General features: G+C 69.7%; 19 protein-coding genes, 1 pseudogene and 1 riboswitch. Of the genes and pseudogenes, 14 read left to right on the top strand and 6 right to left on the bottom strand.

The window, feature by feature from the left end; translation table 11 throughout:
- Positions 1-177: pseudogene (locus QH290_RS01535) on the bottom strand (helix-turn-helix domain-containing protein); the annotation flags it as partial.
- Between the two features lie 607 nt (positions 178-784).
- Positions 785-1,921 carry a citrate synthase 2 gene (locus QH290_RS01530; protein ID WP_280269560.1) on the bottom strand — a complete coding sequence of 379 codons (1,137 nt, stop codon included), beginning with the start codon at positions 1,919-1,921 and terminating at the stop codon, positions 785-787.
- Positions 1,922-2,251: 330 nt separating this feature from the next.
- Here QH290_RS01530 and pdxH point away from each other — a divergent pair, with 330 nt between their 5' ends.
- The 7 genes from pdxH to QH290_RS01495 all read left to right on the top strand — a co-directional run bounded on the left by pdxH (position 2,252) and on the right by QH290_RS01495 (position 11,880).
- The gene (pdxH, locus tag QH290_RS01525; RefSeq protein WP_280381759.1) at positions 2,252-2,929 is read left to right on the top strand and encodes a pyridoxamine 5'-phosphate oxidase; all 678 of its coding nucleotides are present in this window, start codon (positions 2,252-2,254) and stop codon (positions 2,927-2,929) included.
- 110 nt (positions 2,930-3,039) lie between these two features.
- On the top strand, positions 3,040-4,323 hold the full coding sequence (locus QH290_RS01520) for an MFS transporter (protein ID WP_280269561.1): 1,284 nt from the start codon (positions 3,040-3,042) through the stop codon (positions 4,321-4,323).
- A 282-nt stretch (positions 4,324-4,605) separates the two neighbouring features.
- Positions 4,606-5,901 (top strand): citrate synthase, encoded by a 1,296-nt coding sequence (locus QH290_RS01515; RefSeq protein WP_280269600.1) that lies wholly within the window; start codon positions 4,606-4,608, stop codon positions 5,899-5,901.
- 1,141 nt (positions 5,902-7,042) lie between these two features.
- Positions 7,043-8,725, top strand: coding sequence for an nSTAND1 domain-containing NTPase (locus QH290_RS01510; protein WP_280381758.1), 1,683 nt, complete (start codon positions 7,043-7,045; stop codon positions 8,723-8,725).
- A 36-nt stretch (positions 8,726-8,761) separates the two neighbouring features.
- Positions 8,762-9,913, top strand: coding sequence for an AI-2E family transporter (locus tag QH290_RS01505; protein ID WP_280381757.1), 1,152 nt, complete (start codon positions 8,762-8,764; stop codon positions 9,911-9,913).
- A gap of 298 nt (positions 9,914-10,211) precedes the next feature.
- Entirely contained in the window at positions 10,212-11,417 is a 1,206-nt protein-coding gene (locus tag QH290_RS01500; RefSeq protein ID WP_280381756.1) for a GNAT family N-acetyltransferase, read from the top strand.
- Positions 11,418-11,484: 67 nt separating this feature from the next.
- Positions 11,485-11,880, top strand: a complete 396-nt coding sequence (locus tag QH290_RS01495; protein WP_280269601.1) for a YccF domain-containing protein — start codon at positions 11,485-11,487, stop codon at positions 11,878-11,880.
- Positions 11,881-11,907: 27 nt separating this feature from the next.
- Here the strand turns inward: QH290_RS01495 and QH290_RS01490 are convergent, their stop codons facing one another.
- Entirely contained in the window at positions 11,908-12,345 is a 438-nt protein-coding gene (locus tag QH290_RS01490; protein WP_280269566.1) for a MarR family winged helix-turn-helix transcriptional regulator, read from the bottom strand.
- Between the two features lie 51 nt (positions 12,346-12,396).
- Here QH290_RS01490 and QH290_RS01485 point away from each other — a divergent pair, with 51 nt between their 5' ends.
- Positions 12,397-12,645: a DUF2530 domain-containing protein gene (locus QH290_RS01485; RefSeq protein ID WP_280381755.1), complete on the top strand. Its 249-nt coding sequence runs from the start codon at positions 12,397-12,399 to the stop codon at positions 12,643-12,645.
- A 103-nt stretch (positions 12,646-12,748) separates the two neighbouring features.
- The gene (locus QH290_RS01480; protein WP_280269568.1) at positions 12,749-13,363 is read left to right on the top strand and encodes a TetR/AcrR family transcriptional regulator; all 615 of its coding nucleotides are present in this window, start codon (positions 12,749-12,751) and stop codon (positions 13,361-13,363) included.
- 40 nt (positions 13,364-13,403) lie between these two features.
- Here QH290_RS01480 and QH290_RS01475 read toward each other — a convergent pair whose 3' ends face one another.
- Positions 13,404-16,178, bottom strand: coding sequence for a sacsin N-terminal ATP-binding-like domain-containing protein (locus QH290_RS01475; RefSeq protein WP_280381754.1), 2,775 nt, complete (start codon positions 16,176-16,178; stop codon positions 13,404-13,406).
- An 11-nt stretch (positions 16,179-16,189) separates the two neighbouring features.
- On the bottom strand, positions 16,190-17,362 hold the full coding sequence (locus QH290_RS01470) for a DUF3027 domain-containing protein (RefSeq protein ID WP_280269570.1): 1,173 nt from the start codon (positions 17,360-17,362) through the stop codon (positions 16,190-16,192).
- A gap of 17 nt (positions 17,363-17,379) precedes the next feature.
- Here QH290_RS01470 and QH290_RS01465 point away from each other — a divergent pair, with 17 nt between their 5' ends.
- From QH290_RS01465 to QH290_RS01455, 3 genes are read left to right on the top strand one after another with little or no spacing between them, the layout of a single operon-like run.
- Positions 17,380-18,162, top strand: a complete 783-nt coding sequence (locus tag QH290_RS01465; protein WP_280269571.1) for a glutaminyl-peptide cyclotransferase — start codon at positions 17,380-17,382, stop codon at positions 18,160-18,162.
- 32 nt (positions 18,163-18,194) lie between these two features.
- A complete protein-coding gene (locus QH290_RS01460; protein WP_280381753.1) occupies positions 18,195-19,922 on the top strand; it encodes an MFS transporter in 1,728 nt (575 codons plus the stop codon).
- Between the two features lie 36 nt (positions 19,923-19,958).
- Positions 19,959-20,495 (top strand): DUF2771 domain-containing protein, encoded by a 537-nt coding sequence (locus QH290_RS01455; RefSeq protein ID WP_280381752.1) that lies wholly within the window; start codon positions 19,959-19,961, stop codon positions 20,493-20,495.
- Here the strand turns inward: QH290_RS01455 and QH290_RS01450 are convergent.
- The gene (locus QH290_RS01450) at positions 20,489-20,902 is read right to left on the bottom strand and encodes a cold-shock protein (RefSeq protein WP_068028561.1); all 414 of its coding nucleotides are present in this window, start codon (positions 20,900-20,902) and stop codon (positions 20,489-20,491) included. The two genes, QH290_RS01455 and QH290_RS01450, sit on opposite strands and share 7 nt — an antisense overlap.
- A 179-nt stretch (positions 20,903-21,081) precedes the next feature.
- On the opposite strand from QH290_RS01450, the gene QH290_RS01445 reads away from it, so the two are divergent.
- Positions 21,082-21,303, top strand: coding sequence for a hypothetical protein (locus tag QH290_RS01445; RefSeq protein ID WP_280269574.1), 222 nt, complete (start codon positions 21,082-21,084; stop codon positions 21,301-21,303).
- Between the two features lie 273 nt (positions 21,304-21,576).
- Positions 21,577-21,763: riboswitch (cyclic di-AMP (ydaO/yuaA leader) on the top strand.
- Positions 21,764-21,772: 9 nt separating this feature from the next.
- Entirely contained in the window at positions 21,773-22,423 is a 651-nt protein-coding gene (locus tag QH290_RS01440; protein WP_280269575.1) for a resuscitation-promoting factor Rpf1 domain-containing protein, read from the top strand.
- Positions 22,424-22,652: the final 229 nt, after the last annotated feature.

The following is a 22,652-nucleotide window of genomic DNA, read 5'->3' as shown; positions in this document are numbered from 1 at the left end:
GGTAGCGTCGGCCTCCACCAGCTCCAGCACCGCCAGGAACAGGCCGCGCTTGTCGCCGTAGTGGTGGTGCAGCGCGCCGCGGGTGACCCCGGCGGCGGACACGATCTCCTCGGCGGAGACATTCGCGTAGCCGCGCTCGGCGAACAGCCGTCGACCGGCGTCCTCGAGCGCGGCCCTGGGCCGGGTTCGGGGGTCTACCCCCCGGCCACCCCCCCCCCCCCCGGGGCCGCCCGCGCCCCCGGGCCGCGCCCCGCCACCGGCGGCGGGACCGCGGCGGGGACCTGCCGCGGCGCCACTCCCGGCGCTCCTTGCCTGGGCGCGCCGACCGCCGATTGAGTAGATGAATTCCCTTGCGCCGCACCACATCCGGCAGTCACCAGCCCGGCAGCCAACGCCGCCCCCACCGCTATGACCCGCCGCCGCGACCACCCACCATCCAACACGCGACGCATGCTACGCGATCCCGGCCAAAAGCATGCCGGGACAATGAGGCACAGCACGCCAGGACAAAGAGAGCACAACACGCCAGAACAAAGAGAACAGCACGCCGGGAAGTCGAGGAGAAGTACGCCAGGAAGTAGGAGCGCAGCGCGCCAGGAAAGGCGAGGAGCAAGGACGCCCGGAAGTGGGGCGCAGCACGCCAGGAAAAGCGGCCGCAGCACGCCCTCGCCCGGCGCGCATACGGTCGGCGGACCTTGGGTTCCCGCACCCTCTGTTGGTTCCCGCACTGGGTGCAGGGGCCTGCGAGTGGTGCGGGAATCGGCAGAGGGTGCGGGAATCGAATTTACTTGCGGACTACGGAGTTCCAGCCGGTGACGGAGTCGGGCTTGCGGGGGGCGGGGCCGGTGTAGATGGCGGCCGGGCGGACCAGCTTGCCCAGCTTCTTCTGCTCCAGGATGTGTGCGCACCAGCCGGCCGTGCGGCCGCAGGTGAACATCGCGGGCATCATGTGCGCGGGGACCTCGGCGAAGTCCAGGATCACCGCGGCCCAGAACTCGACATTGGTCTCGATGGCGCGGTCGGGGCGGCGCTCCCGCAGTTCCGCGAGCGCGGCCTGCTCCAGCGCCGAGGCCACCTCGAAGCGCGGCGCGTTAAGCCGCTCGGCGGTGGCGCGCAGCACCCGGGCGCGCGGGTCCTCGGCCCGGTACACCCGGTGGCCGAAGCCCATCAGCTTCTCCTTGCGGTCCAGGATGCCCTTGACCAGAGCCCGTGCGTCCCCGGACTTCTCGACCTCCTCGATCATCGGCAGCACCCGGGCCGGGGCGCCACCGTGCAGCGGACCCGACATGGCACCGATCGCACCCGACAGCGAGGCCGCCACATCCGCTCCGGTGGAGGCGATCACGCGGGCGGTGAAGGTGGAGGCGTTCATGCCGTGCTCGGCGGCCGAGACCCAGTAGGCGTCGATGGCCTCGATGTGCCGAGGGTCCGGATCGCCCTTCCAGCGGACCATGAACCGCTCGGTGATGGTGTCGCACTCGTCGATCTTCTTCTGGGGCACCGCGGGCTGATAGATGCCGCGGGCCGACTGCGCCACATACGACAGCGCCATCACCGAGGCGCGGGCCAGATTCTCCCGCGCGGTGTCTTCGTCGATGTCCAGCAGCGGCTGATAGCCCCAGATCGGGGCGAGCATGGCGAGCCCGGCCTGCACGTCGACGCGCACGTCGCCGGTGTGCACGGGCAGCGGGAACGGCTCGGCCGGCGGCAGCCCACGGCCGAATTCACCGTCGACCAGCAGCGCCCAGACATCGCCGAAGGTCACCCGGTTCTCGACCAGATCCTGGATGTCGACACCGCGGTAGCGCAGCGCGCCACCGTCCTTGTCGGGCTCGGCGATGTCGGTGGTGAAGGCCACCACACCTTCCAGGCCGCTGACGAAATCGGGGGGTACGGCGGGGGCCGCAGCGCTGGCAGTCATGTTGTGACTCTCCTTGCAATTCGGGCCGCACGATCCGTGGGCGGCCACGCTGTGTTCGATTCGGCGCTCGCGTTCCCCACGGATCTCCCCACGTTGCCGCGTCGGGCCGTGGACCACTCCCGCCGAGTCCGATGCGACGCTGGCGTGGCGGTACGGGCTGTCGCCCGCCGGGCCGGACGCGCGCGTCGATCAGTAGGAACCTTAGTCCCTCTCCTACTGCGGAGTAACGTCTGGTCCATGCGCGACGAGCAGAATTCACCTGGGTCGGCGGCGCGGCCCGAGGCCGCCGAGATTGATCCGGCACTGCGGGCGCACCTGGACATCGCCGCGATGCGCGCCGAGTACGGCGGCGGCACGAGCGGCGGCGGGGCCGGATCGGATACGGATCTGGACGAGTCCTGGCTGGCCGAGGGCTGGGAACCGCTGCTGCGGGTCTGGATCGAGCAGGCCACGCGCGCCGGTATCGCGGAGCCGAACGCGATGGTGCTCGCGACCGTGGAGCTCACCGAGTCCGGACCGCGGCCCGCCTCGCGCACCGTACTGTGCAAGGGGCTCTCGGGCGAGGGTGTGACTTTTTACACCAATTACGACTCCGCCAAGGGCAATCAATTGGCGGCGGTCCCCTACGGTTCGATCACCTTCGCCTGGCCCGCCCTCGGCCGCCAAGTGAATCTTCGCGGTCCGGTCGACACCGTGGCGCCCGAGGCGACGTCGGTCTACTGGCGTTCGCGCCCCCGCAATTCGCAACTCGGCGCGTGGGCCTCGCAGCAGTCGCGACCGGCGGAATCGCGGGCGGAACTGGACCGGGCGCTGGCCGATGTCACCGCCCGCTTCGAGGGCGTGGAGCACATTCCCGTGCCCGCGAACTGGGGCGGCTATCTGCTGCGGCCCGAACAGGTCGAGTTCTGGCAGGGGCGGCGCAGCCGACTGCACAACCGGATCCGGGTGACGCTGGAGGCGGGCGGTACGGACCCGGCAGCCATGAAGATCCAGCGCCTGCAACCCTGAGCCGCGCGTTCGCCGGAATGTCCCACGCTTGCCGCACCGGGTTGTAATCATGGGATGACTCACCGAAAATCGGTGACCATGCGCCCGATCATCCCGCTACTGTTCCGCCGGTGAAGCTCCTCGCGGATACCGCGCCGCTCCGCAATTCCGACTACCGCCGACTCTGGACGACCGGCATCGTCACGATGATCGGCGCGCAGCTGTCGGTGGTCGCGGTACCGCAGCAGATCTTCGAAATCACCGGCAGCTCCGGCTATGTCGGCCTGGCCGGATTGTTCGGCCTGGTGCCGCTGGTCGCCTTCGGCCTATGGGGCGGCGCGCTGGCCGACGTGATGGATCGGCGAAAGCTGTTGCTGATCACCAGCACCGGCACCGGAGTGACGGCGCTCGCGTTCTGGGTCCAGGCGGCGGCCGGGCTCGCCAACGTGTGGGTCGTGCTGGGCCTGTTCTCGGTGCAGCAGGCATTCTTCGCGGTGAACCAGCCCACCCGCGCCGCGATCATCCCCCGGCTGCTGTCCCCCGACCTGCTGCCCGCGGCCAATTCGCTCAACATGACGGTCATGCAGTTCGGCGCGATCGCCGGGCCGGTGCTGGCCGGTGCGCTGATCCCGCTGACCGGGCTGTCGACGCTGTACCTGCTGGACGCGATCGCGCTGCTGGCCACCCTGTGGGCGGTGTGGCGGCTGCCCGCCGTTCCGCCCACCGGCACCCAGCGCCGGGCGGGCCTGCGGACGGTGGTCGAGGGCTTCACCTACCTGGCGACGCAGCGAATCCTGCTCGCGTCCTTCGTGGTGGACATCATCGCGATGGTGTTCGGCATGCCGCGCGCCCTGTTCCCGCAGATCGCCCGGGACAGCTTCGGCGATCCGGCCAGCGGCGGTGTCGCGCTGGGTCTGCTGTTCGCGGCGATCTCGGCGGGCGCGGTCGCGGGCGGGGTGTTCTCCGGCTGGCTCACGCACGTGCGGCGGCAGGGCTTGGCGGTGATCGTGTGCATCGTGCTGTGGGGCGTGGCGATGATCGGTTTCGGGGTGGCGATCGGCCTCACCGGGCACGGCCTGTCCGTCGCCGCCGGATTGTGGATCGCCTTGGCCTGCTTGGCCTTCGGCGGCGCCGTCGACATGTTCTCGGCCGCGCTGCGGACCACGATGCTGCAGCAGGTCGCCACCGACGAGATGCGCGGGCGGCTGCAGGGCGTATTCATCGTGGTGGTGGCCGGGGGCCCGCGCATCGGTGATGTTGCCCACGGTTTTGCGGCCGCGGCGCTGGGTACCGCCGTAGCGGCGGCGGGCGGTGGGGCGCTGGTCGTGATCGGCGTGCTGATCGCCGCGGTGGCGTTCCCGGCATTCGTGCGATATCGGGTCGCGCGCGCCCACGCCGAGGTTCCGGCAGCGTGAGAGGGCACGTCAACCAGGGTTGATAGCCGCCCGGCCCGCACGGAGATCCCGCCGCTGCGGCGGAGATCGGCCGGTCGGCTCGGGGCCGGTCGCGCCAATACCACGCGACCCCGCTCCGCCTCACCTCGCGCGCGGGTGACCGTGAGGTAGTTAACGGCCACCCTCGCTAATCATGCGGACCAGCCAGCGGCTAGCGTTGGTGTAAGCGCATCGGACGCCGACCGCACCCGGTGCCTACGGTTCTAGCCTGAGAGGGATCCTTCCGTGCCCGCTGAGAACAGCATGAACGTCGAGATCGACGGCAAGCCGGTACTGTCCTACCCCGGTGGCGAATACCCGATGACGGTCACCAAGGCCGCCGAGGGCAACGACGGGATCGAACTGGGCAAGCTACTGGCCAGCACCGGATACGTCACCTACGACCCCGGTTTCACCAATACCGCCCCGACCAAATCGTCGATCACCTACATCGACGGCGAGGCCGGGATCCTCCGCTACCGCGGCTACCCGATCGAGCAACTGGCCTCCAGCTCGAACTTCATCGAGGTCAGCTACCTGCTCATCTATGGTGAGCTGCCGACGCAGGCTCAGCTCGACGATTTCACCGACCGGATCCGGCGGCACACCCTGCTGCACGAGGATCTCAAGCGCTTCTTCGACGGTTTCCCGCGCAACGCGCATCCGATGCCGGTGCTGTCGTCGGCGGTGAACGCGCTGTCGGCCTACTACCAGGATTCGCTGGATCCGCGCGATCCGGAGCAGGTCGAGCTGTCGACCATCCGGCTGCTGGCCAAGCTGCCGACCATCGCGGCGTACTCCTACAAGAAGTCGGTGGGCCAGCCGTTCCTCTACCCCGACAACTCGCTGTCGCTGGTGGAGAACTTCCTGCGGATGACCTTCGGCTTCCCGGCCGAGCCCTACGAGGTCGACTCCGAGGTCGCCGCCGCGCTGGACATGCTGCTGATCCTGCACGCCGACCACGAGCAGAACTGCTCCACCTCGACCGTGCGCCTGGTCGGCTCCTCGGACGCCAACCTGTTCACCTCGGTATCCGGCGGCATCAACGCGCTGTGGGGCCCGCTGCACGGCGGCGCCAACCAGGCCGTGCTGGAGATGCTCGACGGCATCAAGGAGCAGGGCGGCGACGTCAAGGAGTTCATCCGCAAGGTCAAGAACAAGGAAGACGGGGTGAAGCTGATGGGCTTCGGTCACCGCGTCTACCGCAACTACGACCCGCGCGCCACGATCGTGAAGAAGACCGCGGACCAGATCCTCGGCAAGCTCGGCGTGCAGGACCCGCTGCTCGACATCGCCAAGGCCCTCGAGGAGGCCGCCCTCACCGACGACTACTTCGTCGAGCGCCGCCTCTACCCGAACGTCGACTTCTACACCGGCGTCATCTACCGGGCCATGGGCTTCCCCACCCGCATGTTCACCGTCCTGTTCGCCATGGGCCGCCTCCCCGGCTGGATCGCCCACTGGCGCGAACTGCACCGCGAGCCCTTGAAGATCGGCCGCCCCCGCCAGATCTACACGGGCTACGGCGAACGCAACTACAGCGACATCGACGGCCGCTGAACCCCTGAACGACACGAAACCCGCTTCCGCACAACGGAAGCGGGTTTCTTTTGCGGGGATTCGAGACGAGTGCTCGGCCTGGAGGTCGGCGAATCTGTTGATGGGTCCGGATCCTCGGCGTCCCGACCACGCGCAAAGATTTCGCAGACGGCGCTATCTTCGGTCCAACGCCTGCCGCAGTTGCGAATCCAGTTCTTGCGCGGACGGTATCGGCGGAGTTATCCGCTCATCGCCATCCGCATCGCGGCTCGGAGGCTGTGTGAACTGGTCACCGCGACGGCAATACTCACATTGCGCTCCGGCAGATATGCGATCTGCGTGGTGTATCCGGGAACGCCTCCACTGTGCTCCAACCAGCCGCCAGTCCGCGACAGCCCCAGTCCGTACTGCGTGATTCCGCCGGACGGCACCCGGATGACCGTGAACCCCGTTCCCGCCATGAATGTTTCCGGCCGCAAGAACGTGCCGCACCGACCATCGCCGGTGTCGTCCGGTACGGCACGTCGGTGAGCAGATCGCGGTCGTACGCGTGGCCGCGGCTCTCGGGGGTCGGCACGACCGAGTCGAGGAGATAACTCCCTGCCGAACCGCAACCAGCGACCGGGACAGAAATGAGCAGCAGCGCAGCGCACGCCGCCCGAATCCGTCGACGTCGAATCTATTGCCGCCGAACATATCCCGCCCCACAAAGTTCAGATCCACTGGACAGCAGGGCGTGGCCAGCGTTCGATTCGCCCACAACAGGTTTCCGGTGTGTGCGTGCGGGCGAAGTATCCTCCGTCGATCCCTGCAGTGGGTTCTCCGCCGTGCCCGCCCGGCCGTTCGTGCTCGGAGTCGTCACCACGCTTCTGACGGTCACCGGGATCACTATCCGCGGTGCACCGCGGGCCGGGCATGCTCGCTGTACGGTCCGGGCACCACCCATCGCGGGAAGTACGCCGAAAGGCGCTGGTGTCCAGCACGATTCGAGCAGGCGGCACCAGCAGTCCGGCACTCCGCTGGATCTTGGGGCGGGCCGGGCGAAAAAGCCGGTCGGCAGTGGAACCGAAACGAAGGCAGCTCCGTCCTATCAATCGAAGAGGTCAGTAGATCGGCCCCCGATGTGGGGCCCGGTCCCGCGAAGCCGTTCCGGGGGGAACATATGAAATCGGCAGCCAGCGAGGTGGAACACGCGGATACCGGGGGTTCTGCGCGGCAGGAGTTTGCGCGCCAGCTCTCGGCGCTGCACCGCGCCGCAGGGGCGCCCTCGCTGCGGAAGGTGGCCATGCTGGCGCAGCAGCGGGCCGACGAGGGCGGCGGCAAGGGGCGCTCGGCGCTGGCCTCGGCGCAGCGCATCAGCGATTGGATGAGCGGGCGCAATGTTCCGGCGAAGTTCGAATCGCTGCTTCCGGTGTTGCAGGTGCTGAACGCCCGCGCCCGACGCCGGGCCGGAGCTTCCGGTACGACGGCGGATTTGCGCGCATGGCGACCGCTGTGGGCGGCAGCCCGGACGGCCCCGGTCGGCCGGCTCACGGGGACCGCGCCGCTGTATCCCGGTAACGGGGTCTACGCGCAGGAGCACGAAGCCATCTTCTTCGGGCGGCAGCGCGCGCTTGCCGCCCTGCTCGAGTTGGTGCGGGCATCGGCAAGTCCGCATCGATCGGCCGACGTCGTCGTGTTGACGGGTGCCTCGGGTGTCGGCAAGTCGTCGCTCCTGCACGCGGGACTGATCCCGGTGCTGGCCGCCGAATCCGGGCGCTGGCGGGTGGCGACGATGACGCCGGGACCGGACCGTGCGCACGTGCTGGCTCAAATCCTCAGCGCCGGAGAAGATTCCGCGAGCTCGAACAACCACGATGCGATGTCGGCACAGCCGAGCAGACGACCGTTGGTCGTCATCGATCAGTTCGAGAAGATGTTCGACGGCAGTGTGGAACCGACTGCCCGCCAGGACTTTCTGATCTCGCTGAAACAGCTGTGCACCAACGCATCGGTGGTCATCTCGGTACGATCGGATCGCCTCGCCGACTGTGCACAGTATCCGTGGCTCGCCCACGCGATACAGCACAACGGATTCAGGCTGAATCCGATGACCCGCCAGGAATTGGTCTCGGCGATCGCCGGGCCGCCCCGCACGCGCGGGGTGGCGATCGAACCCGGCGTCGTGGAGCTTCTGCTCAACTCACTCGACGCAACCCGGCCCACCGTCGACCGGCAGCAGGCCGACCCGGGCGTGCTCGCCATCCTGCATGCCACGATGCGGTCGATGTGGTGGTGCCACACGGACGAGCGGCTGAGTGTCGCCGACTATCGCCGCATCGGCGGAATCGAACAGACCATGCGCGGAATCGCCGAGGCGGCGTGGGCCCAGCTGGACCCCGATGCACAGACCGACGCGCGGCAGATCCTGCTCGCGCTGGTCACCGTGCATCGCGACGGCACCGTTGATCGCCGTCGACTACCGGGCGCCGAACTGCGGCGTATAGCAACCGGGACCTCGTCGGGCGAGGAACTCGTCGAACGGCTCGTGCTGGCGCGGCTGATCACCATCGATTACAAGCATGCTGTCCTCGTCCACGACACCCTGCTCTGCTGGGATCGCCTGAACGCCTGGATCTCCGAGAATCGCACCGCGCTGGTGTGGCGGCACCGCATCGAGGAGGATGCCGCGGAGTGGGATACCGCCGACCGCGATGCCGGACTGCTGTACCGCAGCGTCCGCCTGACAGCCGCTGTCCGCCATGCCGATCCGACGCTGAGCGCCTTCGCCACGGAATTTCTGCGGGCCTCCGCCCGCGCGGAATTGGCGGCCCCCGAGATGGGCGCGGCACATCTCGCGTCGTAACCGAGAAATAGCTCGTCTATCCACCAGACTGTGGAAATGGCCGTGCAACCGCCTGCGTCCGGCGTTCGCCGGCGTATGCCGCCGTGGCTCCCCCGGGCCATGGTGCTGGCGTTCGTCCTTCTCGGTCTGTTCCAGCTGGCGAACTGGGCGTTTCATCGCCTGCTCGGGATCTTGATCATCATGCTGGTGGCGTTCTTCGTGTCGCTGGCGATGGAGCCCGCGGTGGGGAATCTGGTCGGGCGCGGGATGCATCGGGGGCTGGCCACGGGGCTGGTGTTCGTGCTGGTGTTCGTGTGTGTCGTGGGGTTCATCGCCGCGCTGGTCACGTTGCTGGTGGAGACGGTGGGCAACCTCGCGAACGAGGCGCCGCGGCTGATCAACGAACTGGTGGACTGGGTCAACCGGACGTTCCACCAGAGATTCACGCTGCACGATCTGACCGACCGGCTGCTGCGCGACTCCGACATCATCAACGGCTATGCCGAGCGGGCGGCGAACAATGTGTGGGGCGTGTCGAGCACCATCCTCGGCGGGCTCGCGCAGTTCCTCACCATCGCCCTGTTCAGCGTCTATCTGACCGCGGACGGGCCGAAGCTGCGGCGCACGATGTGCTCGCTGCTGCCACCGGCCCGGCAGGACACGGTGCTGCACGCGTGGGATCTGGCGATCGAGAAGACCGGCGGCTACCTGTATTCACGCGCGCTGCTGGCGGTGATCTCCGCGGTCGCGCACGGCGCCTTCCTGGCGATTCTCGGACTGCCGAACGCGATCGCGCTGGGCATCTGGTTCGGCGTGATCGCCTCGTTCGTGCCGACCGTGGGCACCTATCTGGCGGGCATTCTGCCGATCCTGGTGGCGCTCACCATCCGGCCGATCGACGCGGTGTGGATCGTCGTGTTCACGATCGTCTACCAGTGGTTCCAGGACTATCTGCTGCAGCCGCGGATCACCCAGCGCACGGTGAACGTGCACGCCGCCATCGCGCTGCTGGCGGTGCTGGCGGGCGGCGCGCTGCTCGGTGCGGTGGGCGCGCTGCTGGCCATTCCCGCCACGGCGACGGTGCAGGCGTTCCTCAGCGAGTACGTGAAACGCTATGAGGTGGCGGAGGATCCGCGCATCGAGCGCACCACCTCGGCCCGCAGGCGCCGCCGCCAGGCCCAGGCAGCCGCCAGCCAGGAAGACGAATAGCGTTGGCGCCGAGCCGATTCCAGCTCATCAATAAGGCCGGTGCTGAAACATAGCCAGCGCGAGCCGAACCGGAACCCACACATCGACTTTCGGCCGACAAGATCTTCTTAAGCGGACGCGAAGGCGAAGGCTGCACAGTAACTACAGCGAGGCCGAACGCCTCGCACCCCGGCCCGCATCGTGCCCACCGGTGCGGGCCGGGCCCAACTTCACCGGGGACCGGGGCGAAATCCGGACGCGCCCACGCACAGGCGATATTCACATGCGCGCGCCCCGATCCGCGTGCGATCGTCGAAGCATGGCGATCACCTCCGACATCACGATCCGAACGGCGACCGAGGCCGACCTCCCCGCGACCGGGACCCTGCTGGCCAATGCGTTCGGCGGGCCGCTGCCGCCGGAGGTCGCGGATGTCTACGTCGAGCAGGGCCTGCGCCTGTTCCCGCAGGAGCGCCGGATCCTGGCCGTGGACGGGGACCGGATCGTCGGGAACACCCAGGACACGACGATGACCCTGACCGTGCCGGGCGAGCGCACCGTCGAGGCGAGCGGGGTCGCCGCGGTGGCGGTCGCGCCGACGCACCGGCGGCGCGGCATCCTGCGCGCGATGTACACGGAGCTGCATCGGCGAACCGAGGCCGCGGGGCTGCCGCTGACCATCTTCACCGCCAGCCAGGGCACCATCTACGGGCGGTTCGGATACGGCCCGGCCGTCATCGAGAACCGGGTGACCATCGATCGGCGGTTCGCCGAATTCCTGCCCACCGCACCGGATCCCGGTGGTGTGGAACTGATGGGCGGCGACGATGCGGCCGCGCTGCTGCCGCGGATCTACGACCGCTGGCGGCGGCTGACACCGGGCGCCCAGGTCCAGCCCGAGCCCGCCTGGACGCGCAAGCTGGCCCAGTGGCGCAGCGGGCACGGCCTGTTCGCGCTCGTCCATCCGGACGGATACGCGCTGTACCGGCACGAACACCCCGACGCGGGCGCGAAGGCCGACGTCGTCGAGTTCCGGGCGGTCACCACCGAGGCGCACGCCGCCCTCTGGCGCACCCTGCTGGGCCTGGACCTCGTGCAGACCGTCGAGGCCACGCTGAGCCCCGAGGATCCGCTCCCCTACCTGCTCACCGATCCGCGGCTGGTCCGCACGATCGGCCGCTACGACGGGCTGTGGGCCCGGGTCATGGACGTCCCGGCCGCCCTCACGGCCCGCGGGTACTCCGAGGATCTGGATATCGCGCTCGGCGTGCACGACCCGTTCCGCGATGCGGGCGGCACCTTCGCCCTGCGGATCCGCGACGGCATCGCCGAATGCGGACCCACGACCCGCACCCCCGATATCGAACTCGGTATCGACGTCCTCGGCAGCCTCTACCTCGGCGCCCACCGCGCCCGGACGTTCGCCGCGGCGAATCGCTTGCAGGCCAAGGATTCCGAACACCTGCGCGCATTCGACCGGGCCTTCGCGGCCGATCGCGACGCGGTGCTCGGCTGGTTCTTCTGACCCGCGCCGAGAGGCGGGAGAGGTGGCCCCGGGCCGCGGGGGCTGGCATGCTGGGGGTGTGACACTGATCCGGTTCATCCTGAACGTGTTGTGGCTGGTGTTCGCCGGTTTCTGGATGGCGGTGGGCTATCTGCTGGCGGGCATCATCTGCTGCATCCTGATCGTCACCATCCCGTTCGGCATCGCCTCGTTCCGGATCGCCGGGTACGTGCTGTGGCCGTTCGGGCGGACCACCGTCCAGAAGCCGGGCGCGGGTGCCCCGTCACTCGTCGGAAATGTGATCTGGCTGATCGTGGCGGGCTGGTGGCTGGCGCTGGGGCACCTGCTCACCAGCATCCCGCTGTTCGTCTCGATCATCGGAATTCCGTTCGGCTGGGCGAACCTGAAGCTCATCCCCGTCTCGCTGATGCCCCTCGGCCGGGATATCGTCCCCAGCGACCAAGCATTCGCCACGCGGTACTAGCTCACCACCGGCATTTCCGCGATCGGACTATTCCGATTCCGCCACAATCTGTTTCATGATCCCCACCGCGTCGTGCAGTACCTTCAGCTGATCGGGGCGCAGGCCCGCCAGCTGTTCGGTCATCCACGCCTCGCGGGCATTGTTCTCGTCCTGGATCAGCGCCAGGCCCGCGTCCGAGAGCGACACGATGATCTGGCGGCCGTCGGTGGGGTGCGGCTTGCGTTCCACCAGTTGCAGTTCCGACAGTGAGGCGATCACCCGCGTCATCGACGGCGGCTGCACCCGCTCCTTGGCCGCCAGCGCGCCCGGTGTCATCGCGCCTTCGCGATTGAGCGTCGCCAGCGCCGACAGCTGCGTCAGCGAAATCTGAGCGTCGACGCGGCGGCCCCGCAGGTGTCGCGTCAAGCGCACCACCGCCAGCGACAGCTCGGCCGCCAGCGCACGTATGTCGGAAGGCGTTGTCACAGAGGCAAACGATACGGGACGCTCCACACGGGAGACGTCCGTTCACGCCGTATGGTGGACATCGTGACAGGGAACGTGCCGGAAATCCCGCCGCGCCTGACCGATCCGCGGCCGGTGCTGGCGATCGGATCCGCGCTGTGGGCCGTGGCGACGGTGCTGGTCTGGGTCGTCGATCGGTGGGCCGACGCGCGCCCGATCTGCCTGATGGGGCTGGGCGTGGGGTTGCTCGGCTACACCATCTTCGTCATCCAGCGGCGCGGCGCCCGCCGCGGCGACAAAGGCGCGCAGACCGGTCTGTGAGTGGCTTTCGCCGCGCCTCGCCCGGGTCGGTGAGAAGACTTTTACGGCGCGCGAATTGACTGTTCGGCTCCTTCCCGCTTAACTGCGTTGAGTGTCCTCCCGATTGAGCGTCGAAGAACGACGAGCCCACCTTATCGAGGCGGCTATCGGCCTAGCCGAAAAAAAGGGCGTGGCCGGGGTAACCACGCGCGATGTGGCTCAGGCAGCCGGTGTTTCGCTCGGTGTGGTGCATTACTGTTTCGAAAACAAGGACGCGCTGATGACCGAGTTGGTCAAGGCGTTGTCGATGGAATTACGCGATTCCGTCGAGACCAACGAAACGGTCTGGCAGGACGTCGGAAGTGGAAAAGAATCGCTTCAAAATTTGGTACGAGCGAGCCTCGAACTTCTGTGGTTGAACATAGAAGCCACCCCCGAACGACAGTTGCTGACCTACGAGACGACCACCTACGCACTGCGCGAAAGTGAACAGACTCCGGCGAAACTCGCGATCGCGCGCGAACAGTACACGTTCAACGACTCCACCGTCGCCGATGTTCTCGAACACGCCCGCGACGCGACGGGCACCGAGTGGCGCGTGCCGGTCCAGACGCTGAGCCGCTTCACGCTCTCGGTCATCGACGGCATCGTGCTGCGCTGGCTGGTGGACAACGACAGCGCCGCGGTCCGCGGGCAGCTCGACGTGCTGGCGGAGATGGTCGCGGGGTACGCGCGGTAGCGTTTGCGGTGCAGCCGGTTTGCCATGTGACGGCGGCATGTCACTGCGGCGCGGGCTGCACCTGGATGTGGGTGGTCGATCCGTCCCGCCACCACGGGACGTCGACGACGGCCTCGTAGGCGCCCGACAGGCGCACCCGCAGGCGGTCGTGTACCACCAGCTCGCCGTTCAGGGGCGGGAGGCCGAACTGCAGGCGCAGCACCACGCCCAGGGGTTCGGCCGCCCACGTGGTCGCGCGGCCCGCGCCGAGCACCTCGGCGCTCACCGCCTCGGACACCAGCGGCAGGTCGAGCAGGGTCGCCAGGGCGGGCGCGGCGTCGATATCGCCCGCCACCAGCCGATCCGGCGAAATGGCCAGGCCGTACCAGGGACGGTCCAGGACCAGCGCATCGGCGGGGTCGATCACCGCGCCCGACAGCGCGCGCACCCGTGCGGGCAGGTCGAGCGCGTCCAGGTCGAGGCGGTCCAGGGCCGCGGCCAACCGGCGGTGCGCCTGCGAAATGGCCTCGGGGGACGGGGTTTTCGCGGGGTCGGCGAGCGCGTCCAGCACCGTGGCGGCAAGTTCGGCGGTGATCGTGTCCGGGTCGGCCAGCACGGCCCGCAGCGCGTGCAGAGCGGCGGGTGCGAATCCGCCCAATTCCGGGAGCAGATCGGCGAAGACGGGATCGCCGGGATCGCGGAACAGGCCCAGCGGCGTACCGTCGATGCGGGCATGACGGCGCAACCACCAGGCGGTGTAGCCGTCGCGGTCGGCGAGCAGGCGCCGCGTCGCGGGCTCGGACAGCAACAGCCGCAGCGCATTCGGCCATGCGGCGTCGTCCACCAGATCGAGATCGCGCACCGCCGCCAGCTCCGGCGGATCCTCCGGCAGGCTCTCCCACCATCGCTCCTCGTCGTCGAGGTGATGCTCGGGACCGACCGGATCGTCCTCGGAGACAACGGTGAAGCCCCAGCCGACGCCGAGCGCGCGCAGTGCCGCGGCACCGTGGCGCTCCACGAGCGCGGAATCGACTGTGCCGAACGGCGAGTCGGCCACCAGGACGTCGGCGAGCGGTGCGCCCGGGAGCAGCAGCTCGTCGGCGGGCAGCAATTCGCCGGTGTCGTCCGGCAATTCGAGCGATCCGAGCCAGGACGGCAGGGAGACCGCGCCGGGGTCGGCGGGCGAGGCCACCTGTTCGGCCAGGCGCAGGACCGCGTCGGCGGTGTCCGGACCGCCCGGCTCGTGCTCCAACTCCGCCTGCAGCGCAGGGTCGTTGAGCAGATCCTCGGCCGTCACCGAGCGGGCCCCGAGGCGGCCCAGCAGCGGATGCGCGGCCTCCGGATGCGCCAGCCGCGCCCAGTGCACCGGGATCGGCACCGCCAGCTGATCGTCCAGGACCACCGTGCGCGGGCCGGTGACGAGGCGGCCGTCGGCCAGCGGCACCGCCAGCGCGCCCAACTCCTCGACCGACAGCGGATCGGTGACGAACGGCTCCAGCGCGTCGTACAGCGAATACCACCACCGCGGTGCGCGTTCCAGTGCGATCGACAGCTCGGCGATGCGGGCCAGACCGATGCGATGCACGTCGAGGACGGCGAGCAGGTCCGCGTCGGCGCGTCCCGACAGCTCCGGAACGACCAGCGGGCCCAGGAAATCGGTCAGCCGCTCGGCCAGTTCCGCTGTGGTGCCGGTGAATACGCTCGCGCGCTGGGGCGCGGCCGTATCGTCGTCCGTCTCCCGGGCGACGACGGGCAGCCACGGTGCCGTGCGCAGCTCGGCGATCAGGGCCTCGCGCAGCGTGGCGTCGGCCGCGCTGCGCCCGAACCCGGGCGCAGGGACGAGCCCCAGTCGATCGCGCGGCGGCAGGGCGCGAGCGAATTCGGCGTAGCCGCCCGCCACTTCGGCGAGGCGGGCACCGGGCAGCAGACGACGCCGATCCGGTTGCATCGGGACGTCGGCGACGAGCAGCGCCGGTAGCGACAGCTCCTCGTCGGAGCGGGTCGGCGCGCGCAGCACATCGGGCTCGGCCGGGCGCGGGCGGCCGTCGCGCAGGGGCAGCAGCCAGCGGGCGCGGTCGGTCGCGTACTGCCACCAGACCCGTTCGTCGCGCTCCGGGCCGGTGATCCGCAGCTCCTGGAGGCCGTCGCCGAGTTCGGCCACGGCACTGGTGATTTCCTCGTCCCCGACCCGGATGGTCCGCAGCGCGGGCAGCTCCAGCAGCAGATCGGCCGCCTCGGAGCGCATCGCCGTCAGCAGGGCACCGGCGTCCACGTCGGCGCGCAGACGCACGACGATCTCGCTGTCGAAGCCCGCGGCGGGCGCGGACGCGATCGGCCACGCCAGCCGCAGCACCGGCGGCGTGAAATCGGCGTCATCGCCGGGGACGCGAATACCGTTGCCGCGCAGTTCCTCCCAGGTATCGGACCGGGAGAAGCGCAGCGAGCCGGTGCTGGACCGGAACTCGATCTCGTCACCGACCGCCAGCACGGCGGTGAAACCCACGCCGAACCTGCCCACCGTCGACGCCGCCCCCGGTTTCGCCGAGACGCGCAGCGCCGTCAGCGCGTGAACTCCCGAGATATCCAGCGGCACACCGGTATTGGCGATGTGCAGGGAGCTGCCGTCCGACCACACCACCAGCCGTCCGGGCACGCCCGCCTTGGCCGCGGCATCGGCCGCGTTCTGCGCCAGCTCGGTCAGCAGCCGATCGCGATATCCCGCCCGGACCAGATCGGCCTCGGTCGCCGCGTCCTCGCGCAACCGGGTCGGCGAATCCCGCCAGGCTGCCAGCACTCCCGCGCGCAGCGCCGTCGTCTCGAACGGATCAGCACCCACCCCGGAGCCGCTCAGCGCTCCCCCGATGCCCCGGGCTCCGCGCGCTGCACCCGCACCGACGACACCGCCCAAGCATCGCTGTACTGGGAACGCTCCCCGCCGTCCGCCGGATCTGCGGCCGCGCCGCCATGGTTCACGCCGGGATCGACATTCGGCTGCACTCGGCTCGCCTCGTCCGAACCCGCCTCGGATGGCACGCTCTCCTCCGCCGAGTCCGACACGGCGGCAGCATCCGAATCGACCTCATCCACGGTGCCCGGCTGGTTCTCGGTGGCACCGGACGGCTCGCTCACCACCGCGGCGGGCTCCGCACCGGCCGCGGCCGTCGGGGACTGTTCCGCTGTCGCATCGTGGCGGGCGTCGGGGCCGGGCGCATCGGAGGTTTCCGGATCACCAGCCTCGGCGGCCGCGTCCACGCCCTCGCGGCGGCGCAGTTCTTCGCTCGGGATCACCTCGACCGCGGCATCGTCGTATGCCTCGTACAGCGGCGAGCCGCTGTAGGAGGAGGGCGCGACGGTGTCCGAATGGGCGCCGCAGCCGTATTCGTTGTGCACGACGCGGCCGTCGGCCCCCATGGCGTTGGCGCAGACGCCGAAGGCCGCGCGCAGGGCGCCGGCCAGCGGCACGTAGAAGCCGCACAGGCCACAGGTCGACGGGGCCGCGCGGGCCATCTCGGTATCGGGTCCGTACTCGGAATACCAGCGCTCACCGGCCTCCTCGCGACCCTCGAGGCTGAGCACCTGGCTGCGGCCCAAGCCGAGTTCCTCGGCCACCTCGTCCACGACCGGATCGCCGGTCAGCAGGTAGCCGGGCACCAGCCGCGGGTCGTGTGGCGGCGGCGCGAGCAGGTCGCCCGGCGCCAGGTCGCCGGGGCGGACCCGCTGATCCCACGGCACGAATTCGGGGGCGACCAGCGCGTCGGGCCCGGGCAGCAGCGCCGACTCGCTCACCGTCGCGCGCTCGGCCTCCGGCGGCGCCGCCACGACCACGGCCCACTGCCAGCCGTGATAGCCGGGCAGCGTGGCCTCGAAGTGGTGGGTGGCGGCGCACTCGTCCTCCGGCGACACGCCGAGATGCCTGCCGACACCGGTCGGTTGCAGCTCCGCGAGCGCACGACGGGCCAGGTCGACCGCCTCCGCAAGGATCGGTCGCACTCCGGACTCCGAAACAGACACTGCGCTCACGCCCTACATTTTGCCGTATGAACCGCAAACATCGTGCGTGGGCCGCGACCGGGCCGATCTTGCTGGCCGTGCTGGCGCCCGGAACCGCTGCCTGCGACAGCGGCGACACCACCCCGAGGATGCGTGTCGAGGTGGTCGCGACCAGGCCACACGACCCCGCCGCCTTCACCGAGGGCCTGGAGATCGACGGCAACATCCTCTACGAGAGCACCGGCCTGGAGGGCCGTTCCGACGTCCGCGCCACCGACATCACCGACGGCTCGCCGCTCGCCCGCGCCGCGCTGCCCGACGACTACTTCGGCGAGGGCGTCACCCGGGCGGGCGACACCGTGTGGCAACTCACGTGGAAGGAGGGGGTCGCGTTCGCGCGCGACCCGGTGACCCTCGCCGAGCGCGGCCGGGCCCGTTACGACGGCGAGGGCTGGGGGCTGTGCACCCGCGGCGACCGCCTCGTCATGAGTGACGGCAGCGACACCCTCACCTTCCGCGACCCGGTCACCTTCGCGGCGACCGGATCGATCCGGCTCACGGACCGCCGCGGAGCACGGCTCAACGAACTCGATTGCGCGGCAGACGGTTCGGTGTACGCCAACGACTGGCCCACCGAGCACATCCTGCACATCGATCCCGGCACGGGCGCGGTGCTGGCCGATATCGACGCCTCCGGGCTGCTGCCCGCGGGCGATCGCGACGGCACCGACGTCCTCAACGGCATCGCCCAACTACCCGGTACCGACCGGTTTCTGATCACCGGCAAGAACTGGCCGACGATGTTCGAGGTGCGATTCCTCCCGGCGTGAACGGGGGACCGTCCGACCCATAGACTCGTTGTGTGGCTGCCTCCCGCGATTCCTCCGGAACCGATCCAGGTCCGTGGGACGGCGAGGAGTATCCGCTCACCCGGCGGCATCCCGGCTACGACCGGTATCCGCCCCCGAGTACCCCGTCCCGCCGTCCGCTGCCGCCGCTGCCCGACCGCGGCGGCGAATCCGACGTGCCCGAATTCGTGACCCGGCGGATGTCGTCGGGTCACCCACCGCGCGACCTGCCGCCGCGTCAGGACCCGCCGCCCGCACCGCAGCCCCCGCCGGAGCCTCCGGCCGACACGACGGAATCCCCGGGCCGACAACGGGTCCCGCGCAAACTCACGGTCACCCGCGTGGTGGCGATGCGCAGCAGGGAACTCACCGAGAAGGGCTTCCACACCTTCCAGCGGGCGGCCAAGGCCGACGGCGCCGACGAATCCGGGCTCACCGCACTGGTTTACGCGACGATGGCCAACTTCGCCCTCGACGCCGCCATCGCGGTCGCCCTGGCCAACACGCTGTTCTTCTCCGCCGCCTCCGCCGAATCGAAGTCGAAGGTGGCGCTGTATCTGCTGATCACGATCGCCCCGTTCGCGGTGATCGCGCCGCTGATCGGACCGCTGCTCGACCGGCTGCAACACGGCAGACGCGTGGCACTGGCCGGTTCGTTCGCGGCCCGGGTCGTGATCGCGATCCTGCTGATCTTCAATATCGACAGCTGGGCGCTGTATCCGCTCGCGTTGTGCATGATGATCCTGAGCAAGTCGTTCTCGGTGCTCAAGAGCGCGGTGACCCCCAGAGTGCTGCCGCCGGACATAGATCTGGTGCGCACCAACTCCCGGCTCACCGTCTTCGGCTTGGTGGGCGGCACGCTCGGCGCGGGCGGCGTGGCGGGTCTGGTCGCCGCGGCCGCCGGTTCGCCGGGGGCGCTGGTGTTCGCCGCGCTCATCGCCGGTGCCGGGGCGTATCTGAGCCTGCGCATCCCGTCCTGGGTCGAGGTCACCGAGGGCGAGGTGCCCGCGACGCTGGGCTACCACGGTGCCGACGCCCGCACCGAGAAACTCGATTCGGGGCAGACTGCGATCAAGCCGAACCGCCGCCGCCAGCCGCTGGGCCGGGCGGTCGTGACCGGGCTGTGGGGCAACGGCGCGATCCGGGTGCTCACCGGGTTCCTCACCTTCTATGTCGCCTTCGTCGCGAAGTCGACCGAGCACCGACCGGTGCAGCAGGCGGCGATGCTGGGCGTGGTGGGCGCGGCGGCGGCGATCGGCAATTTCGTCGGCAATGCCTCGGGTGCCCGGATGAAGCTGGGCCGACCGTCGCTGATCGTGGTGGTGTGCGCGGCCGCCTGCACCGTCGTCGCCCTGTTCGCGACCATCACCGACAACCTGCTCGGCGCGGCGGTGGCCACGCTGGTGGGCGCCGGTGCCAGCGCGCTGGCGAAGGTGTCGCTGGACGCCGCCATTCAGGACGATCTGCCGCCCGAATCGATCGCGTCCGGATTCGGCCGCTCGGAGACCGTGCTGCAGCTGGCGTGGGTGATCGGCGGTGCGGGCGGCGTGCTGCTGCCGACGGAGTTCTGGAAGGGGTTCGCCGTCGTCACCGCGGTGCTGGCGGTGGGGCTGATCCAGACGTTCGTCAGCTACCGTGGGCATTCGCTGCTGCCCGGCTGGGGCGGCAACCGCCCGCAGCACGCGAAGCAGGAAGTTCCCGGGAGTTCCGGCGATACGCCCCACCCGGCCGCACCGAGCTGATCCGACCCACCCGACGAGCGACAGGACATACGCGCCATGACCAAGCCCAGTACCCGCACGATCCTCGCGGCGGCGGCGGTGGCGGTGCTCGTGGTGGTGGCCGTCATAGCCGCGGTCGTGGCGATGGCGGTCCGCAATGCCGCCGAGCCCGAACCGGAGATCACCGCCTACGCGCACGGCACCTCGGCGACGGTGCCGCCGTATCGCTACTGCACGGTGACGCAGTCGGACAGCAACGGACAGCTCGGGCTGAACTGCCGCGAGAGCGCCACCACCGTCACCCTCGCCACGCGCCCCGGCGATCCGCTGCAGCTGTCGCTGCCGCGCCACATCGCCGACGCGCCCTGGGTGATGGTGCTCGAGTACACCCTGCCCGACGGCACCGACGTGCAGCGCCTGACCTCGTACCGGGACTACGCCGAGGGCACGAAGGCGATCACGGTACCGACGCGCCCGGAGCCCGACCTACGCCTGGCCGGAGTCGAGGTGCAGCTCGTGGTCCCGACCCGCGACGAGACCGGAGCGGAGTCGTTCGCCCCCTACCAGGCCTGGTCGATCCGAACCTCTCAGTGATCCAGTTCGCGGGCTACGCCCCGTACCACCTCGGCGATGCGCTGGGCGGTCTTGCGGTCGGGGTACTTGCCCTTGCGTAGATCCGGCTGCACCTTGGCGTCCAGCAGGGTGATCATGTCCTCGATCATGCCGTGCAGGTCGTCGGGGGCCTTGCGGGGATGGGCCGCGGGCTCCTTGCGGGCCTGGGCGCCGCGCACCGAGGGCAGCGGCTCCAGCAGCTTCAGGCTCAGCGCCTGCGGGCCGCGGCGCCCGGCGGCCATCCCGAATTCCACCCGTTGCCCGGGCTTCAGCGCCTCGACACCCTTGGGCAACGCGGACGACCGAACATAGACGTCCTCACCCTCATCCTGGGAAAGGAAGCCGAAGCCCTTTTCGACGTCGTACCACTTCACCTTGCCGGTCGGCACTGCGCTCACCCGTTCGTCATCGATGCCCGGACCTCCCGGGCACAACCGTTGTCCCGGAATCGATTCCGGAACATTCTCTGTGCGAAAAGAACGCGCCCTACACAGTTATGCAGGACGCGATTGCTATCGAGTCTACCCCGGTGCCCATACCCCTAGCACACCAGTTTTACGGTGCAGTAATGCCCAATCCTCCCTCGCGCCGCCCCCGCGACCCGCTGCTGATCGCGGCCCTGGCCCTGTTCGCGGTCGGCGTGCTGGCGGTCGTCGCCATCTTCCTGACGTCGATCCTGTCCGACGGCGAGCCGGGACTCTGGCTGTATCTGGTCGCGATGACCGGGACGCCGCTCGGATTGCTCCTCGCGGTGGTCTTCGCGCTGTGGTCCGGCCGCCGAACTCGTTAGCCAACTCCGTAATTGCCCAGTTCCTTCCCGTCGTACACGTGTGATCTTCCTCACATCACGGTAGGGTCACGGCATGGTCACGGCTGGCACTCGGGCGGGACACGCCGCACCCACCTGCGCAGACGCGTCACGGAACGCGTTGCGCCAGACCGTGACCCGTCCATACACGCCGGTTACCAAATAGTGATTTTTCGCGGCGATCGTCGTACGGTCTAACGCAGCCGGGAGCAGTCCCGGAACCACCGGCCCGCCGCACCGAGCCTCGCCCCGCGGGTACGGACCCCGACGGAAGCAGGGGCGAGGGCGGGGAACCCACGTTCCCTAGGCAGGGAAGCGGGAACGATCGGCAACGATCGGTCCCTTGGGGTGAAGCCCCGGTGCACCGCGAGGTACACCAGGGCCGGACGGCCTCTCAGTCCGAACCCGACAGCTCACCTCGCAGGCGCGTACGAGAGGAAGACGACCCGATATGAGTGGACGCCATCGCAAGCCGACCAACACCGGCCGCACCGTCGCCAAGGTCGCCGTCACGGGCGCGATCGTCAGCGGCGCGGGTATCGCTCTCGCCGGCAACGCCTCCGCGGCACCCGACTCCGAGTGGGACCAGCTCGCGCAGTGTGAGGCCGGCGGCAACTGGGGAATCAACACCGGTAACGGCTACCAGGGTGGACTGCAGTTCTCCCCCAGCACGTGGAAGGCGCACGGCGGCACCGAATACGCCGCGACCGCCAACCAGGCCACCCGCGAGCAGCAGATCGCCGTCGGCGAGAAGGTCCTCGCCTCGCAGGGCTGGGGCGCCTGGCCTTCCTGCTCCTCCCGCCTCGGGCTGAGTGGCAGCCCCGAGATGCGCACCGCGCCGGCCTCCCCGGCCGAGACGCCGCGCTGGAACCCCACCGGGCAGACCGAGGCCCTGCCGCAGGAGCCGGCCCAGCAGTCGGCCGATGCCTCGCAGCAGGTCTTCCAGGCCGTCGACAAGGCGCTCAGCATCGCCCAGGCACAGGGCATCCAGGTCCCGCAGCCCGCGATCGACGTATTCAACGCCGCCAAGGCCAACAACGTGAAGCTCGACCCCACCGTGGTCGACTTCTTCGAGGCGAACAAGGGCATGCTGCCCCAGTAGGTTCTTCGCCTCGGCAGATGGCAGGGCCACGGCCGGTCATATTGCCCCCGCATCACCGGGGCGAAGGGCCGCGGGGGACGGGGGGGAGGGGCGGGGGCTGGGGGGGGGCGCGGGGGGGGGGGGGGGTGGTGGCGGGGGACCCGGGGGGGCGCGATGCCCGGGTGGGGGGGCGGCCGGGCATGCCCGCGGCGCGGGGGGTCGCCTCCCGGGTCGGCGCACCCCTCGGTCA

It is taken from the genome of Nocardia wallacei (assembly GCF_029869545.1).
GTDB classification, from domain to species: Bacteria; Actinomycetota; Actinomycetes; order Mycobacteriales; family Mycobacteriaceae; genus Nocardia; species Nocardia wallacei_A.
Note: the sequence above shows the minus strand (reverse complement) of the source record. Positions and strands in the feature narration are given on the sequence as shown.